Below are 17,436 nucleotides of genomic sequence, written 5' to 3'. Positions count from 1 at the left end.
CTCCTCCTAAATTAAATAAGATAAATTTTGTGTAAATTTAGCACAGAATTTTAAAATAGATTATAAAAAGCCCCAATCTTTGGCAAATTTATAAAGAGTTGTTACATATTAGTAGTTTAATTTTTAATGCTGCTTAATATTTTTTGACCATTTTGGCTTAAAATTTTACCTTTGAAATTCTCTTTGCAAAACTCCAAAATAAGAGTGTGGTAGAGTTTTAAAATTTCAACCTCATCAAATTTCTCGCTATCAAGAATTTTATAAATTTCATCATAATCAAGCGAGCTAAACCACTCAGCCGCCTCGTCGTAGCTCTCAAAAGTGTAGTCAAAATACGCCATTATCCTAAGCGCGTAAGCATCGACGACCATGTAAGGTTTACCACAAGCATAAGCAAGTATCGCATCGCAAGTCTCGGCTCCAACACCTTTTACACTTATGAGCCACTCACGGCTGGCATTTTCTTTAAAATTTTCAAAGCCCTCAAATTCATTTTTTATAGCTAAGCAGAGCATTTTTAGACGTTTTGCCTTTGTGTTATAAAAGCCACTTGGCTTTATAAGCGTGGCAAGCTCGCTGTTTTCAAGAAAACAGATGCCTTCTAAACTATCTTTGCCAGCATTTTTTAGATTATTTAATGCTTTTTCTACGTTTTTCCAGTTGGTATTTTGTACCAAAATAGCACCCAAAATAACCTCAAAAGTACCCTCGCTTGGCCATTTTAGCTCATCAAAATTTTTGTTTTTGTGATTAAACAAGGTTAAAAATAGATCAGTTGATCTCATTTTAAATTTTCTTTAAAAGTTAGATAAAACTGCTTTGCCGTCCTGCCACTTCTGCTGGCTCTTAGCGTGGCAAAATTTTTAGCAAGCGTATGAAGCTCCTCTTTGTCACCTATGTAATCCTTAAAGTAAAAATCAACCATTTTTAGATACTCATCGTAGTTGCCTTGATAAAAGCTGATCCAAAGGCCAAAGCGATCTGAGAGAGAAATTTTCTCCTGAGCTGCGTCGCTGTAGTGGATTTCGCCGTCTATTAGCTCTGAGTTTTCATTTTCACTTTTAAACTCGCTTATTAGATGTCTGCGGTTTGACGTGGCGTATAAAAGGACGTTTTTTGGTGGCTTTTGGATAGAGCCATCCATGATAGGCTTTAGAAATTTATACTCATTGCTACCATTTTCAAAGCTTAGATCGTCGCAGAAAATGATAAATTTAAACTCGCTCTTTCTGATCTCATCAATGATGTCGCCAAGGTATTTTAGATCTTCGCAGCCGATCTCAATGATGCGAAGTCCCTCTTTATAAAACTTAGTAAAAACAGCCCTTACAAGGCTTGACTTGCCACATCCTCTCTCGCCCCAAAGAAGCACGTGATTTGCATCCTTACCTTCTATAAAATTTAGAGTATTTTTTAGCAAAATTTCTTTTTGCTTTTCTAACCCATAAAGTGAGTCAATATCGACAAAATCAATATCATCAACTGGTTTTAGCATGCCTTTTGTACTTTTATAAATCGCTGCGTATTTCACACCCCAATCTATCACTTCTTATCCTTTCTTAGATAGACCAAAATTTCAGCCAAAACATCGTCATCGTCCTTGCTACGTGACTTTAGCCTGATCTTCTCATCATCATTTTTTGTTATTAGTATATTTTGTTCGCTATTTGAGATCGTTTTTATACCAGCTTTTAGGGCTAAAATTTTGACGATGATGACATCTAAAAACTGCTTTGTAAACGTATCTATTTTGCCAAATCTATCCTCAAGCTCGCTTTGTATCTCATAGACCTCGGCTACCTCTTTACACTTGCTAAGGCGCCTGTAAATTTCAAGCCTTAACCTATCTTCTCTTATAAATTCTTGATTTAAAAAGGCGCTCACACTAAGCTTTAGATCGATCTTGTCAAGCTTTGCGGAGTCTTGATTAAGAAGCTTGTTTATCTCATCTTCTAGCATCTTTAGATATAGCGAGTAGCCGATAGCCTCGATGTGGCCGCTTTGCGCCTCGCCGATGATGTTGCCACCACCTCTTATCTCAAGATCGTGATAAGCTAGAACTGAGCCAGCGCCCAAAAATGAGTTGCCCTCAAGTGCGACAAGTCGTTTTAGAGCGTCTTTACTAATGGCATCTTTATCTTCTACCAAAAAGTAGCAATAAGCCTGCTTGTCGCTTCTACCCACGCGTCCGCGGAGCTGATGCAGGTCAGCCATGCCAAATTTATTAGCATTTTCTACGATTATGGTGTTTGCATTTGGCAAATGAATGCCGCTTTCAACGATGCTGGTGCAAAGCAGCAAGTCATACTCGCCTCGCTCAAATTTCATCATCTCATCTTCAGTGACTTTTGCATTTACCTTTGAGTGAAGTATCAAAATCCTAAGCTTTGGCAAAATTTTTCTTAGCTCATTTGCTGTCTGCTCGATGTCTGCGATGTGGTTGTGGATGTAAAAGGTCTGCCCACCGCGTCTTAGCTCACGCATGATCGCCTCTTTGACAACCTTTTTGTCCCACTCTCTCACGCTTGTTCTCACATCTAGCCTCGAGCTTGGCGGAGTGGCTAAAATGCTATATGTTTTTATCTTGCTAAGCGCCATATTTAGGCTTCTTGGTATCGGCGTGGCGCTCATGCTTAAGATGTGTGAGTGCTGAGAAATTTCTTTTAGTTGCTCTTTTTGTTTAACGCCAAATTTATGCTCCTCATCAACGACGATAAGCCCTAAATTTTCAGCCTTTACGCCAAGAAGCGCATGCGTACCCACGCAAACTATGGGCTCATTTTCTTTTAGCGCTTTTTGCAGGCTTGATTTTTCTTTGGCACTTGAGAAGCGATCTAGCCTAAAGACCTTTATGCCAAATTTGCTAAATCTCTGGCTTAACGTCTTGAAGTGCTGCGAGCTAAGAAGCGTAGTTGGCACAAAGAAAAACGCGCTAAAGCCTGATTTTATGCAGGTAAATATGGCATTCATCGCAACTTCGGTCTTGCCAAAGCCAACATCTCCGCTAAGCAGCCTGTCCATCACCTTGCCGCTTTTTAGCTCATCTTTTATATCATTTACCGCTTTTTGCTGGTCGCTCGTATATGAAAAGCCAGCGTCTTGGACGAAATTTAGATAAGAGATATCCTCTTTTTGCAAAATTTTACCAGCGATTAGCTCCCTTTTTGCCGCCATCGCTACGATCTTTGAAGCGATAGCAAAGAGTTTTTCTCTAACTTTTTCTTTTATCTTGGCAAAATTTGCCTTGCCTAAGCGATCAAGCACCGCCATAGAGCCATTTTGCGCGATGTAGCGATCTATCAAATTTAGATGCTCAACTGGCAAAAGAAGCTTGTCATCATTTTGGTAGGCAATAACCACAAATTCCTTCGTCGCGCCCAAAACCTTGATCTTTTCAAGCCCCAAAAATCTGCCTATACCATAATCTTCATGCACGACGTAGTCATTTACTTTTAGCTCATCGACAACGAGGCTTGAGCGCTTAACTCGCCTTTTTTTCTCAAATTTATTTAGTGATACTACGATCTTGTCGTTTGAGGTTAAATTTACTACAAGGGGCGAAATTTCAAGTTTTACGTTTGCAAAGCCATCAAGCTCATAACCCTTAAAAAGCCCCTCATTTCTTGAAAGAACGGTTATGCTTTTGCTCTTATTTAGCTCAAAAAAGTCAAAATTTAAAGTAACTTCTAAGTCTTTATAGACCTTTGGCTCAGGCAAAATTTCAATGCCCTTAAATTTCTCCTCAGGCACATCATAAATTTCAAAATCGATTTTTTTAACAAGTTTTGAGTCAAATTCTTTTAAATAGTCACTAAAGCTATCTATCGCCCAAAATCCAAGCGAATTTAGATCACTCACCAAGGCGTCACTTTGCATATCCTCGATCTTTTGGCTAACTTTTTCAAACTCATCTTTGCTCAAATTTGCGATAAATGGCACGATCTCGGCTTCGCTTAGCTCATTTTTGTTGCTAATTTGCGTGGTGGTGTTATAATTTCTTATGCTCTCCACCTCATCGCCAAAGAGTAAAATTCTAACAGGATCGTCCATATTTACGCCATAAATGTCGATCACTTCGCCGCGAATGCTAAACTCGCCAACGCTCTCAACGATATCGACGCACTCGTAGCCAAATCGTATGAGCAAGTCGGCAAATTCGCTTAAATTTAGATTATCTTTTAGCTTGATCGTTGAGCTCTCTAAGTTTTTTTGCGTTGGAAGTGGGTTTAAAAGCGTGCTAAATGGGCTTATGATGATCTTTTTGCCATCAAATTTATAGTATTTGCTAAGAACGGATGAAATTTCAAAGAGCTCTTCGTTAAAGCTTCTTAGATCATCGCCCTTTTTAGCTCTAAAATCAGGTAGTTTAAATGCGCTAAAGCCAGCAAAACTGGCCGCATCAGCGCAGAGTGCCGCTTCTTTGTCATCTTCGCAGATGAGAATTTGTGGGGCGTGTGTTAAAAGATACTCATAGACCTTTGCTTGCATAGTACTCTTTTAAAAAGGCTTCGGCCAGGTGAAACGAGCCAAATGCTAGGTAAATTTTGCCGTTTTTTGCCTCTTTTATATCATTCATATCGCTTAGCTCAAACTCTCTATGCGAAATTTCAAGCTCGTTTAGTGCTTTGTTTATGAGCTCTCCGCCAAGCTCTCTGCCCTCGCAGTGGTAGTGATAAAGTAGCACGTCCTCAATGACTGGCTTTAGAGCTGCCAAAACTGCCTTGAAATCTTTATCTAAAAATGAGTTATAAACTAGCGTTAGCTTCTTGCCGCTAAACTCTTCTTGGCTAAATTTCTTAGCCACAGCCTTAGCGCCAAGCTCGTTGTGACCGACATCCACGTATAAATTTGAAGCGATCTTTTCGCATCTGCCACGAAGCGATAAAGCGCCAAGCTTTTTGATATCTATGCTGCTATCTAAAATTTTAGCTGCTGCGTAGGCTAGAGTTAAATTTGAGCGTAAAAACTCTGGTAGATTAAATTTATCTGCGTAGTTTGCGATCTCGTTTAAATTTTCTTTGGTCAAAATTTCTCTTGGAAAGCTCAGAGTTGCGCCTTTTTCGCTTGCGATCTCTTTTGCGATAGCCACACTTATCTCGTTCATATCATCATTTAAAATAGCTCTTTTGCCCATGGCTTCAAATTTCGTGCGTGAAATTTCTTCTAAGCTATTTCCCAGTATCGCCGTGTGATCAAAGCCGATCGGAGTAAAGATGCTTAGCTCTTTTTCAAAGACATTTGTCGCATCCAGCACACCGCCCATGCCAGCCTCGCAAACAAAGTAGTCACAACCCTCAAAAAGTACCGCAGAAAGCAGTGTCATATACTCAAAATAGCTAGTTTTTACCTTATACTCGTCGCTTAAAAGTCCTTGCAAACGCTCATGAGCTGCCTCTAAAATTTCATCGCTAGCAACCTCACCATTTAGCCAAAATCGCTCGTTAAATTTAAATATATGAGGGCTTGTGTAGTGCCCTACTTTTGTACCATTTTGGCTTAAAATTTGCGCTAAAAAGCGGCCAGTGCTACCTTTGCCATTTGTGCCTATTATGTGAATAATCTTAAATGGCTTTATATGCTCTTTTATAGTCGCATACGCTCTAATAATCCTGCCATAGTCAATCTCTTTATAGTAAAGTGGTTTGCCATCAAGAAATTTAGCTAGGCTCATTTTTCCTCGATTATCTTTGGCATTACTTGATTTCTACCATTTTCTTTTGAGAGATAAAGCATCTTATCAGCAGCCTCAAGCGTCATTGTCTCACTTAAATTTGCACTTCTTGTCGCTATGCCAGAGCTGATAGTAACCTTAATACGCTCATTTTTATAGATAAATTTAAAATTTTCTATCATGCTTCTTAGCTTATCTCCAAATTTAACACTATCTTTTAAGCCAGTACTTGGAAGCAAGATTACAAATTCTTCACCGCCATATCTACCAACGAAATCAACCTTTCTAGCGTTTTTCTTAAGCACTTGAGCCACTGCTGAAAGAATAACATCTCCAGCCTCATGCCCATAAGTATCGTTTATGCTTTTGAAATGATCAATATCAACAAAGCAGATAGAATAATCAGTCCCATAGCGTTTATATGCCTCTTCGATGCGTTGAATCTCGTTCATCAAAGCACGCTTAGTAGATACTTTTGTCAAAAAGTCCTCTTTACTCTCCAACTTAGCTTCCTCAAGCTCTTTTTCAAGGCTGTTCACTCTATTTTGAAGCTCTAAGATAGTAGCTTGCCTATTGTGCATCTCGATACCAAGCTCTTTGCTCTCGATCTCCAAAGCACCAGCGATCTCAATAAGCATGCTTCTTACTTGATCAATGCTATTTGTATTTAAATTTACATTTTTAAGATCATTTTTAATGCTTTTTACTTTATCGGAACTACTTTGCGAGCTAACTGCAATATCAGAAATTCTCTCGCTTATATTTTGCAAGACATTATTTAGCGAACCAACTTTTTCTATGATCTCTGTTCTATCTTCTTCTATTCTGCGATCAACAAATGCCTTTACCTTTTCTTGAAATTCTTTGCTATTTAAGGTTTTAGGATTTTGCTTCAAAGTACTTCTTATCGTGCTAAGCTCTTCATCAAGATCCTTTGTAATAGAAGGCTCAAGAGTAAGGCTTAAAAGCTGAATCAAAACATCCTCTTCATCATCTTCATCTTTTTGTGTAAGAAATTTTTCAAGTTCAGAACTCATTGTCTTTAAATCATCAAAATTTCTAACACCATAATATTTCAAAAATTCTAAAAATTCAGTGTCGTAAGAGCTAACAAAGTCAAACCATCTAAGGCACATTTCTTCAAGATTTTTCTCATCATATCTTCTAGCAAGCAGTTGCATACTTTGCTCTGCTAAGCTTTTTGCATCTTTATTGTGAAGCATTGAGATTGCTTGGAGAATTCTTCTAGCAAATGCATTTAGTGACTGTAGTTTTTTGTCATCAGCCATAAGGCTTGCTCCTTGTTGAGCACCTCTAGAGAGCCTAGCAGTCATAAAAGCGACAAACTCATCGACCGTCTTTATATGAAGGCTTAGGGCTTGATTTTTATATTCATCACCAAGCCTTGAGATATATTTTTCTATCTTTTTACTCTCTTCAGTTGTAAAGCCATATTTTTTAGAAATTTCATTATAGACTTCAGTGTAATTCTCTGGCGTTAGCATCAAATGACGATCTTTGATCTCATTTAAGGCTTCCTTGACTATTTGACTAACGGTTACTGCTGCCATTTCTATATCCTTTTACCGCTAAACTTGCGATATACTCATCAAAGGCCTCTTTTGATGCCTCTTTGATAGCTTCGTATTTTTGAGTATCACTAAGAACGCTGTCAGCAAATCTTACATCTTTTTGACGTCTTGCGACACTAAAGTCATACTCGCCAGTGGCTGGAATATCAACCACGCTACCATCTTTAAATTTAGTCTTATAATTTAAGCTTAAATGTGCTTTGTATGACGTAATGTAGCCAAACTCATCATAAATGATCGCTTCGTAATTTAAATCTTTTACCGAAATAATTATCGAAGTATCAGCACTCTCTTTGCTTGATAAATTTTTATTTAGCCTTGCAACCATGCCCTCTTTTACAGCATCCTTTATCCAAACACTATTTTTTGGCTCTTCTTTACTGATAATCACATCAACGTAAATTTTATCGCCAACTAGATCATGTGTGATCTTTGAAACTGGTTTATAACCACATCCGCAGATAAATATCGCAATAAAAAACGCTAAAAAATATCTCAAAATTTATCCTTTAATGACAAAATTTACTAATTTGCCTTTTATATAAATCTCTTTTAAAATTTCTTTTCCTTCAAGCCATTTAGCTACGTTTTGCTTAGCTAGCTTTAAAATTTCACCCTCACTCTCGCTCGCTACCACTTCAAACTCAGCCCTTTTTTTGCCATTTACCGTAACTGCAAGAGCGATGCTATCTTTTACAAAAACCTCTTCTTTTACGTCTATTTTTGTGAAATTTTTTCTACCAAAAAGCTCTTCACTAAGCTCATTTGCGATATGCGGCACGATAGGCTCAAGTAAATTTAAGATAATAAAAAAGCCCTCAGCATTTACATCTTCGTTATCCTGCGCATTTATGGCATTTAATGCCTCCATGCAAGCAGCGATCAATGTATTAAAAGCAAATGTGTCGCCAAAAACCTCGGTTGATTTTTTAAGTGCTTCATAAATTTTTAGCCTTGCAAATTTCTCATCTTTGTTTAAGCTTTCGTGATCTATCTCAGGCAGCTTGTCTATCTTTTTGATAGCTTGTGCCTTCTCCCAAAGCCTATTTAAAAACCTAAATGCACCCTCAACTGCACTGTCATTCCACTCAAGCTCTTTTTGAGGAGGTGCTGCAAAAAGGATAAAGAGCCTCGCCGTATCGGCACCGTATTTATTAATAATATCGTCAGGATCTACGACATTGCCCTTACTTTTGCTCATCTTTTTGCCATTTTTTAAGACCATGCCTTGAGTTAGCAAATTTTCAAATGGTTCATCGTCTCTTAGATAGCCTAGATCTCTTAAGACCTTTTGGAAAAATCTAGCGTATAAAAGGTGCAAGATCGCATGCTCGATGCCGCCGATATACTGATCTACATTCATCCAGTAGTTTACACTCTTTTCATCAAGCGCTTTTTGCTCCCAACTCTTCTCATCGCTTGCAAATCTAGCAAAATACCAGCTACTCTCCACAAATGTATCCATCGTATCAGTCTCTCTGAGCGCGTCTTCGCCGCATTTTGGACACTTTGTAAATTTCCAAGTTGGATGTTTATCAAGTGGGTTGCCCTCGCCTGTGATCTCAACATCTTCAGGCAGTGCAATAGGCAAATTTTCCTCTTTTTCTGGCACTACGCCGCAGCATTTGCAGTGCACAACAGGTATTGGCGCACCCCAGTATCTTTGGCGAGAAATTCCCCAGTCTCTTAGTTTGTAGTTTGTGATCCTTTTGCCAAGACCATCTTTTTCAAATTTTTCTATTATAAAGCTTTTGGCATCTTCTGAATTAAGACCATTTATCAGCTCAGAATTTATAGAAACACCATACTCAGAGTATGCTTTAAAGCCATCACTCTCACCATCAAGTGGCTTTACGACTGGTTTTATGGATAGATTAAATTTAGTTGCAAACTCAAAGTCTCTTTGATCGTGAGCAGGTACAGCCATGATAGCACCGCTGCCGTAATCAGCTAGGATAAAATTTGCAACCCAAACTGGGATCTTTTCATTTGTGAGCGGATGAACGACGTAAATTCCCAAAAACTCTCCGTCTTTTTCGCTCGCTTGACGCTCTCTTGGGCTTTGATTGAGTATTGCTTTTATCTTTGCCTTTTTATTTTCATCAAATTTGGCTTTTTCAAGTAGTGCTTTTACAATAGGATGCTCTGGCGAAAGGGCTGTGTAACTAACGCCGTAAATCGTATCAGCTCTTGTAGTAAACACTTCAAAGCCATCAAATTTACCACCTAAAGCCTCTTTTGAAGCCTCATCAAGATAAAATTTAAACTCCAAGCCGTAGCTTCTGCCGATCCAGTTTTCTTGCATTGTAATTACTTGATTTGGCCATTTGCCTTCAAGAAGCTTCAAATCGTCAAGTAGCTCGCTAGCGTATTTTGTGATGTTAAAGTAATATCCAGGAAGCTCTTTTTGTACAACATCATTACCGCATCTCCAGCATTTGCCATCCTCCACCTGCTCGTTTGCAAGCACAGTTTGATCGTATTCACACCAATTTATAATTGCATTTTTTCTATAAACAAGCCCTTTTTCAAACATCTTTATAAAAAAGCTTTGCTCCCACTTTGTGTAAAGTGGGTCAGATGTAGCTAAAATTCTCTTTTTAGAAAATGAAAAGCCAAGGCTTGCTAGCTCTTTTTTCATATAGTCGATATTTTCATAAGTCCAAATTTTAGGGTGAATTTTATGTTTTATGGCTGCGTTTTCAGCTGGCATGCCAAAGCTGTCAAAGCCAATAGGATGAAGCACGTTGTAGCCGTTTTTTCTATATGACCTAGCCAGCGCATCGCCGATAGAGTAGTTTCTTACATGCCCCATATGTATGCGTCCACTTGGATATGGAAACATGCTTAGGATATATTTTTTCGGCAAGCTTAGGTCATCTTTTGGTTCAAATTCTTCATTTTTATCCCAAATTTCTTGCCATTTTTTTTCTATCTTTAAAGGCTCATATTTTCTCTTTTCAGCCATTTTTTCTCCTAAAATTCTTCTTGAGCTTTACTTGATTCTATTAAAACCAAGGCTAGTGAAAATATATTTGCAATGACTGCGCCAATAGCTAATGAATAGCTAAGTGTTATATTTTCAGAGACTTGCAAAATAACAAAAGCTGGTATAAGGTGTAAATCAGCAACCAGCGAGCTTGCAAAAAGCTCAGCTGAGAGTAAATTTTTAACACCGATCTTAAGTAGCGTTGAAACCAAATTTATACTAGCTGCCACAAAAAGGGCGATCTCGTTTTTATCATATAAAAATTCTGCCGTAGTCGTAAGACTCATCAATGCAAAAAATATGTAGATAACTTTTCCCCAGTTCATTATCCCTCCTTACACAACGCCTTTCTCAAACATAGCACGCTCTTTTTCACGCTCTTTTTTTATCTTTTGCTTTTCAGTCTCTCTACTTCTAAAATGCTCGATGCTAAATTTAAACCAGATAAGAAACGGCGAAGAGATGTAGATCGAACTGATCGTTCCTATGACAATACCAACGATAAGAATAAATGAAAATCCATGTATCATATCTCCACCAAATAAAAATAACACAAGAACTGTCATCATAGTAGTTGCTGAAGTTAAGATAGTTCTTGAAAGCGTAGCAGAAACTGACTCATTGATAACACCCTCGATATCAGTTCGCTTGCTCTCTTTTATGCCTTCTCTGATCCTATCAAAGATAATAATCGTATCATTTAGAGAGTAGCCAAGCACCGTTAAAACGGCAGCTAGCGTATCCAAATTTACATCAATATTAAATAGCGAAATAGCACCGACAGTTATAACTATATCGTGAATTTCAGTTGCGATCGCAGCAAGCGCAAAACGCCACTCAAACCTAAATGTGATGTAGATCAATATACCAATTAGTGAAATTCCAAGAGCCATCAAGCCTTTTTCTCTAAGCTCGTCGCCAACCTTTGGTCCAACGATATCAACGCGTCTTACTTCAAAATTTCCAGTATCTTTTAAAATTTTTTTTATCTCAGTGCCGATATCGCCAGTTAAATTTGAGCTTGAACCTGAAAATCTAATAACCACCTCATCGTCACTTCCAAACTCAGTAACAGAGGCGTTTTTAAGCACTTCATTTGTGCCAAAAGCATCACGAATTTTATCAAGTGGTGCTTTGGTGTCGTATTTTAGCTGAATAAGCGTACCGCCAGAGAAATCAATGCCGTAGTTTAACCCCTTTGTAGCAAGTAAAACGATAGAGCCAACAAATAAAAATATAGAAAATGCTAGTGAAGCAAATCTAAAACGCATAAAATCATAAACTTTTGCTTTAGTAAAAATTTGCATCATTAGCTCCTTTTATAACCAAACCAAAGTCTGGTATTTCTACTTTTTTCTATCTTGTCCATAGCAGCGTCAAACATGCCATGAGTACCAAGTATAGCTGTTAGCATAGAAGCCATGATACCTATTGCCATTGTTACTGCAAAGCCTTTAACTGGGCCAGTGCCATAAGCGTAAAGCACCGCAACTGTAATGATAGTAGTTAAGTTTGAGTCAATAATCGCGCTCATAGCATGCTCATAACCCTTTTGCACAGCTGTTCTTATCGCCACACCCTCACGCAAAAGCTCACGTATACGTTCATTTATGATGACATTTGCATCAACAGCCATACCGATCGTTAGCACGATACCAGCCATACCAGGAAGTGTAAGCGTTGCTCCAAAAAGTGCCATAACAGCTACTAATATAACGACGTCTGCAACTAGTGCGATATTTGCAAAAATTCCAGAAATTCCATAATAAACTAGCATAAATAACACGACTAAGATAGATCCAGCAGCAAGTGCTACCATACTTTGGTTGATACTCTCTTGTCCCAAAGATGGGCCAACGCTTCTTTTTTCCAGCATCTTAACAGGGGCTAAAAGCGCGCCACTTCTAAGGGCGATCGCTACATCGTGAGCCTCATCAAGGGTAAAGCCACCACTTATCTGACCACTACCGCCACCTATTCTTTCATTTATAACAGGAGCTGAATAAACCTTCCCATCAAGCACAATAGCAAGCCTTTTGCCAACATTTGCACCGGTAAAATCACCAAAAATTCTAGCGCCTTCTGAGTTAAGAGTGAAATTTATGATCGGTAGGTTATTTTGCTGAGAAAATGCAACCTTTGCATCAGTTAGCATCGAGCCATCAAGCACTGGGATATTTTTAACGACATATTTTACACGGTCATTTTTAGCATCTTTAAAGATCACATCGCCGTAGCTTTCAGCTTCAGCCTCACTCATTGTATTAGCCTGATCTTGTCTTTTATCATCAACTGCCATAAGCTGCAAGTGAGCAGCCTTTGCGATAAGATCTCTTGCTCTTTGTTCATCCTCTTCAGTCTTTATGCCAGGAAGCTCAACTAGGATATTGTCTTTGCCTTGTCTGGCAACAGTTGGCTCAGCTAGACCAAACTGATCGAGTCTGTTTCTAATAGTTTCAACAGCTTGCGAGATCGCATACTCGATCGTATCCGTTCTTTCTTGCTCGGTTAAAGATATGCTGTAATTTAAACCATCTTTTTTGATATCAAGCCCCTTTATCTCAGCTAGTGCTTTATCTACTTTTGGAGCTTCGTCGCCATCAAGGAGAGTAAAGTCAATGTTCTCTTCTTTAATCTTAAATTTATCAATTAACACATCTTCTTTTTTAGCATAATAATTTATACTTCCGGCTATTGATTTTATTTTTGAGTGAATAGCTTCGCTCGTTTCAACACCAAGCAGCATATGAAGGCCGCCTTGAAGATCAAGGCCAAGTGAAATTTTAGCTCCGCTTTGTGTTTGAAAAAAAGATGGTACCGAAAAGCCAAAACCAAAAATCAAGGCTAATATTAAGATAATTAGCCTATATGTGACTCTTGCGTTACGCATTATTTATCTTCGATCTTTTTAGCTACAAACTCGCGTGCTATGCGAACGATTACATCATCGTTAAGTTTAACTTTGATAAAATCATTTTCGGCTTTAATCACTTCGCAGATAAGTCCGCCATTAGTTATTATCTTATCACCTTTATCAAGAGCTGCGAGCATTGCTGCATGGGCTTTTTGTTGTTTTTGTTGAGGTCTAATAACCAAAAAGTAAAATATGGCGAAAAGCACAACAAGAGGTAGTAATGATGTTAAAAAATCAGCGTTTTGCATGGATTTCCTTATTTGTAAGATTTTTAAATGGGCATTTTAGCACTAAAATTATAATAAAAGCCTTTGTCGGTGCTTTTTTACTTTCTAATTTCATTTTTTTAGCTATGGCTGAAAATCAAATTTTAAATTTCATCTCACCTTTTCTCACGCTAGCTGGAATTTACATCATCATAAATTTAAGCAGAGCTGGCTTTTTCGCAGCTGGATTTTTCACTGGGATTTTGTGGTTTTACTGGATTGGCTTTAGTTTTATCTACTACGAGCTTGTCTGGCTTATCCCATTTGTCATCCTCTTTGTAGCCCTTGTTTATGGACTTTTGTTTTGGATAGCCTCTTTTCCAAGCTTTGTGGCACTAAGAGCCGTTTTGCTATTTTTAATAAGCTACGTGCATCCATTTGGCTTTAACTGGTTTAACCTTGAAGCCACGCTTGTTTTAGGCGTTTTTGAGCCAAATACTAGAGGGCTTATATTTATATTTTTAGCAGCCATTTCTTTGAGTTTAAAAGGTAAATTTTTAAAATTTGGCCTAGCTTTTATCTGTCTGATTGCTGCTTTGCAGTTTAAAAGTGACGAGGCAAAAACTCTGCCATTTGACGTGGAGCTAATAAACACCGATGTCGCTCAAAGGGTGCGCTGGGATAAAAGCTTACGCATGAAATTTACAAATGAAAATTTAGACTTGATAAATAACGCCATAGCCGAGCAAAAACGCCTTATCGTACTACCAGAGAGTGCGTTTCCATTATTTATGACAAATGAGCCGCTACTTGCCGATGAGCTAAAGGAGCTTTCAAAAAAGATAACCATCGTAGCTGGCGCGCTTGCTTATGAAAATAAGCAAATTTATAACTCTGCCTTTTTATTTCAAGATGGCAATCTTAGACGAATGGATAAGAAATTTTTAGTACCATTTGGCGAAGAAATTCCTTTGCCAAAATTTATGCAAGATGCAGTAAATAAGATATTTTTTGGCGGAGCTAGCGACTTTAAAAAGGCTGAAAATTTTAGTGACTATGAGATAGATGGAGTTAAAATCAGAAACGCCATCTGCTATGAAGCGACAAGAGAGGAGCTTTATAAGGGCGAATTTGACGTGGTTGTAGCTATCACAAACAACGGCTGGTTTGTACCAAGTAGCGAACCTGTGCTTCAAAGGCTACTAATAAAACACCTTGCTACAAAATACAATAAAGTCGTCTATCACAGCGTAAATGGCTCAAAAAGTGAGATCATAAAGCCTAAAAAAGTATTTTGGGATGAGTTCTAAAAGAGAAATTTAAAGTGGCTTTTAGATAAAGCCACTTTTTTGATTATTTTTTTAGTAAAGCCTTGAAAGTATCGACTGCATCAAGCTTTTCCCAAGGGTATTTTGCATTTCCTACTTGACCTTTTGCAGCTACTTTTGCATATAAAAACGTATCTTTACTTGGCTTATCAAGACCAAATTTATTTGTTATCCAGCGAGGCGTTAGAGCGAAATGCTCGCTTACAAAATTTGAAAGCATATCGTCATTTATGCCATTTGCATGAGTTCCCATGGTATCAACACTAACTGAAGTTGGCTTTGCAACACCGATCGCGTAGCTTATCTGGACGATACATTTTTTTGCAAGGCCAGCTGCGACTATGTTTTTAGCTATCCAGCGCGCTGCGTAAAGTCCGCTGCGATCAACCTTTGTGTAGTCCTTACTTGACTGAGCACCGCCGCCTATTGGACTATATCCACCAAAGCTATCAACGATTAGTTTTCTACCTGTTAGGCCGCTATCGTGAAGTGAGCTGTGATTTACATATCTGCCTGTTGGGTTTATATAGATGATCGTTTTTTCTTTATTATATAGCTCTTTTGGAAGACCAGTTTCGTCTATTAAATTTTGAATTAGTGCGCGAAGCTCTTCTATCTTCATGCTCTCCACGCAAGGGGCAGAGACAACGATAGTGTGGATGCTTTGAGGTTTGCAGTTTTCAAAGTTGTCTTTGCTACCATAGTCAATCGTAACTTGTGTTTTTATATCAACACCAAGCTTATCAGGGTTTGCTTTGGCAAATTTATATACTTTATCGCAAAGCATTCTTGCGTAAGTTATAGCTGCTGGCATAAATTCTTTTGCTTCGCAGCTTGCAAAACCAAACATAATACCTTGATCGCCTGCTCCGATCTCACCACTACTTTGATCAACGCCTTGATTTATATCTGGACTTTGTTGATTTATGCAAACTTTAACCTCAATATCATCTGGGTGCAAGCACTGCTCTTTTGTGAAATTGCTCTTTCCATCATATCCAATATGCGCAAGAGCGTCTTTTACAATCTTTTCGTAGTCTTTATAAGAGAGTTTTACCTTTGAGTTTATCTCTCCACCTATTACTATATTTTTTCCAGCCACAAAAACTTCGCTAGCGACGCGTCCATTTGGATCTTGCGTTAAAATAGTATCCACTATGCTATCAGCGATGATATCAGCACATTTATCTGGATGGCCCGGACTTACAACTTCAGAGGTAAATAGATACATTTTTATCCTTTTATTAACTAAAATTTTGTGCAATTGTAACAAATCTATTTAAAAAGCTAATTAATCTTTATCAAATTCTTTATATTTAAAAATTGTTTAGCTAAAATCAACAAAAAACTAATTTATTAAGGTGTCAAATGAATATGCTTAAAAACATAGCAAGAAGATACGCCGATGGAAATTTGATAGTTCAAATTTTAGTTGGTATCATTCTAGGTGCCCTAGTTGGCTTTTACACACACTACGAAGCTACTCCTTATAACAAGATCTCAGCTAAAATTCAAACTATTCAAAACGAAAGTGGTTTGAGCGTAGATGAAGTTATAAAAACTCGCCTTAGTCAAGATGAAGCCAAGCAGCTAAATGAAGCCAAAGAAAAAGCTAGTTCAGCCGATTCTATCGCAGCTTCAGCTTCAGTTTTAGGCGATTTATTTAAAGGCGCTTTAAAAGCTATCGCACCAATTCTTGTCTTTGTTCTAGTAGCGACATCCATCATTTTAAGAGATTTTGGTCATACAAAAGGTATGCAAAAGATCATTACACTCTATCTAATTGGTACGTTTTTAGCAGCCGTTGTTGCAGTTATTGCTAGTTTCTTATTCCCAGTGGAGCTTTCTTTAAAAGGCCTTGCAAGCGCTGATATGTCAGCACCTCAAGGAATTACCAATGTTTTAAAAGATCTCATTTATAAAATGGTCGAAAATCCAATAAACGCCCTTGCAAATGGCAACTATATAGGCATCATTACCTGGGCAGTTGGTAGTGGTATAGCACTTAGAAATTCCACAGCTGAGACCAAAAAAGTATTTAAAGACATAAGCGATGGTGTAACTCATATTGTTAAATTTATCATTAGACTAGCTCCATTTGGTATTTTTGGCATGGTAGCTATTAGCATTCATGAAACTGGATTTGAGGTACTTGCAGGATATCTAAAACTAATTTTAGTTCTTGTTGGGGCAATGCTTGTTGTCGCATTTATCATCTACCCAGCCATGGTTTTTATATTAACTAGAAAAAATCCTTATCCACTTGTCATGATCTGCCTAAAAGAGAGCGCTATTTCAGCATTTTTTACAAGAAGCTCGGCCGCAAATATCCCTGTAAATATGGCACTTTGCAAAAAGCTTGGTCTAAAAGAGGAGCTTTACTCGATCTCGATCCCACTAGGTGCCACCATAAACATGGGCGGTGCAGCAGTTACTATCAGCATCCTAGCGCTTACTGCGGTAAATTCTATCCCATCTATCACAGTTACATTTGGCGATGCGCTACTTCTTTGCTTCATCTCAGCTCTTGGTGCGTGCGGCGCATCTGGTGTGGCTGGCGGCTCACTTCTTTTAGTGCCATTAGCGTGCGGACTTTTTGGTATCGGCAACGACATCGCCATGCAGTTTGTCACAGTTGGCTTTACAATAGGCGTCATCCAAGACTCAGTTGAAACTGCGTTAAATAGCTCATCAGACGTTCTTTTTACAGCCGTAGCCTCAGAGACTTCAAACTAA

General features: G+C 38.2%; 14 protein-coding genes. 2 read left to right on the top strand and 12 right to left on the bottom strand.

The features are described 5' to 3' along the window. Positions 1–116: 116 nt before the first annotated feature. Genes TH67_RS06735 through yajC form a run of 11 tightly spaced genes read right to left on the bottom strand, consistent with a single transcriptional unit; the run spans position 117 to position 13,414 of the window. Positions 117–785 carry an endonuclease III domain-containing protein gene (locus TH67_RS06735; protein WP_072594892.1) on the bottom strand — a complete coding sequence of 223 codons (669 nt, stop codon included), beginning with the start codon at positions 783–785 and terminating at the stop codon, positions 117–119. Then, complete coding sequence (locus TH67_RS06730) at positions 782–1,546, bottom strand: ATP-binding protein (protein WP_072594891.1); 765 nt, start codon at positions 1,544–1,546, stop codon at positions 782–784. The genes TH67_RS06735 and TH67_RS06730 overlap by 4 nt, the downstream gene beginning before the upstream one ends. After that, positions 1,543–4,488, bottom strand: coding sequence for a transcription-repair coupling factor (mfd, locus tag TH67_RS06725; protein ID WP_072594890.1), 2,946 nt, complete (start codon positions 4,486–4,488; stop codon positions 1,543–1,545). Before mfd ends, TH67_RS06730 begins: the two co-directional genes overlap by 4 nt. Further along, complete coding sequence (locus tag TH67_RS06720) at positions 4,469–5,671, bottom strand: Mur ligase family protein (protein ID WP_072594889.1); 1,203 nt, start codon at positions 5,669–5,671, stop codon at positions 4,469–4,471. The genes mfd and TH67_RS06720 overlap by 20 nt, the downstream gene beginning before the upstream one ends. Beyond that, entirely contained in the window at positions 5,668–7,242 is a 1,575-nt protein-coding gene (locus tag TH67_RS06715) for a GGDEF domain-containing protein (protein WP_072594888.1), read from the bottom strand. Before TH67_RS06715 ends, TH67_RS06720 begins: the two co-directional genes overlap by 4 nt. After that, complete coding sequence (lptE, locus tag TH67_RS06710) at positions 7,223–7,762, bottom strand: LPS assembly lipoprotein LptE (protein ID WP_072594887.1); 540 nt, start codon at positions 7,760–7,762, stop codon at positions 7,223–7,225. Before lptE ends, TH67_RS06715 begins: the two co-directional genes overlap by 20 nt. A 3-nt stretch (positions 7,763–7,765) precedes the next feature. Continuing rightward, positions 7,766–10,231, bottom strand: coding sequence for a leucine--tRNA ligase (gene leuS / locus TH67_RS06705; RefSeq protein WP_072594886.1), 2,466 nt, complete (start codon positions 10,229–10,231; stop codon positions 7,766–7,768). Between the two features lie 8 nt (positions 10,232–10,239). Further along, positions 10,240–10,578, bottom strand: a complete 339-nt coding sequence (locus TH67_RS06700; RefSeq protein ID WP_021090699.1) for a DUF6394 family protein — start codon at positions 10,576–10,578, stop codon at positions 10,240–10,242. 9 nt (positions 10,579–10,587) lie between these two features. Then, positions 10,588–11,559, bottom strand: a complete 972-nt coding sequence (secF, locus tag TH67_RS06695) for a protein translocase subunit SecF (RefSeq protein WP_072594885.1) — start codon at positions 11,557–11,559, stop codon at positions 10,588–10,590. A gap of 2 nt (positions 11,560–11,561) precedes the next feature. Continuing rightward, on the bottom strand, positions 11,562–13,142 hold the full coding sequence (secD, locus tag TH67_RS06690) for a protein translocase subunit SecD (RefSeq protein ID WP_072594884.1): 1,581 nt from the start codon (positions 13,140–13,142) through the stop codon (positions 11,562–11,564). Continuing rightward, positions 13,142–13,414, bottom strand: coding sequence for a preprotein translocase subunit YajC (gene yajC, locus TH67_RS06685; protein ID WP_021090619.1), 273 nt, complete (start codon positions 13,412–13,414; stop codon positions 13,142–13,144). Before yajC ends, secD begins: the two co-directional genes overlap by 1 nt. Between yajC and TH67_RS06680 the strand changes: the two genes are divergently transcribed. Continuing rightward, positions 13,390–14,682 (top strand): apolipoprotein N-acyltransferase, encoded by a 1,293-nt coding sequence (locus tag TH67_RS06680; protein WP_180371736.1) that lies wholly within the window; start codon positions 13,390–13,392, stop codon positions 14,680–14,682. The genes yajC and TH67_RS06680 overlap by 25 nt on opposite strands. A 43-nt stretch (positions 14,683–14,725) precedes the next feature. Here the strand turns inward: TH67_RS06680 and metK are convergent, their stop codons facing one another. Continuing rightward, positions 14,726–15,931, bottom strand: coding sequence for a methionine adenosyltransferase (gene metK / locus TH67_RS06675; protein ID WP_072594882.1), 1,206 nt, complete (start codon positions 15,929–15,931; stop codon positions 14,726–14,728). Positions 15,932–16,068: 137 nt separating this feature from the next. On the opposite strand from metK, the gene sstT reads away from it, so the two are divergent. Next, positions 16,069–17,436, top strand: a complete 1,368-nt coding sequence (gene sstT / locus TH67_RS06670) for a serine/threonine transporter SstT (protein ID WP_374057350.1) — start codon at positions 16,069–16,071, stop codon at positions 17,434–17,436.

The organism is Campylobacter concisus (assembly GCF_001891085.1).
Classification (GTDB): Bacteria; Campylobacterota; Campylobacteria; order Campylobacterales; family Campylobacteraceae; genus Campylobacter_A; species Campylobacter_A concisus_O.
This window is presented reverse-complemented; position numbering and strand designations above follow the sequence as displayed.

Bases quoted from the DNA above. Each gene is read 5' to 3' on its own strand.
- TH67_RS06680 (WP_180371736.1), top strand. From the start codon at position 13,390: ATGTTAAAAAATCAGCGTTTTGCATGGATTTCCTTATTTGTAAGATTT.
- yajC (WP_021090619.1), bottom strand. From the start codon at position 13,414: ATGCAAAACGCTGATTTTTTAACATCATTACTACCTCTTGTTGTGCTT.
- secD (WP_072594884.1), bottom strand. From the start codon at position 13,142: ATGCGTAACGCAAGAGTCACATATAGGCTAATTATCTTAATATTAGCC.
- metK (WP_072594882.1), bottom strand. From the start codon at position 15,931: ATGTATCTATTTACCTCTGAAGTTGTAAGTCCGGGCCATCCAGATAAA.
- TH67_RS06700 (WP_021090699.1), bottom strand. From the start codon at position 10,578: ATGAACTGGGGAAAAGTTATCTACATATTTTTTGCATTGATGAGTCTT.
- TH67_RS06720 (WP_072594889.1), bottom strand. From the start codon at position 5,671: ATGAGCCTAGCTAAATTTCTTGATGGCAAACCACTTTACTATAAAGAG.
- TH67_RS06715 (WP_072594888.1), bottom strand. From the start codon at position 7,242: ATGGCAGCAGTAACCGTTAGTCAAATAGTCAAGGAAGCCTTAAATGAG.
- sstT (WP_374057350.1), top strand. From the start codon at position 16,069: ATGAATATGCTTAAAAACATAGCAAGAAGATACGCCGATGGAAATTTG.
- secF (WP_072594885.1), bottom strand. From the start codon at position 11,559: ATGCAAATTTTTACTAAAGCAAAAGTTTATGATTTTATGCGTTTTAGA.
- leuS (WP_072594886.1), bottom strand. From the start codon at position 10,231: ATGGCTGAAAAGAGAAAATATGAGCCTTTAAAGATAGAAAAAAAATGG.
- mfd (WP_072594890.1), bottom strand. From the start codon at position 4,488: ATGCAAGCAAAGGTCTATGAGTATCTTTTAACACACGCCCCACAAATT.
- TH67_RS06735 (WP_072594892.1), bottom strand. From the start codon at position 785: ATGAGATCAACTGATCTATTTTTAACCTTGTTTAATCACAAAAACAAA.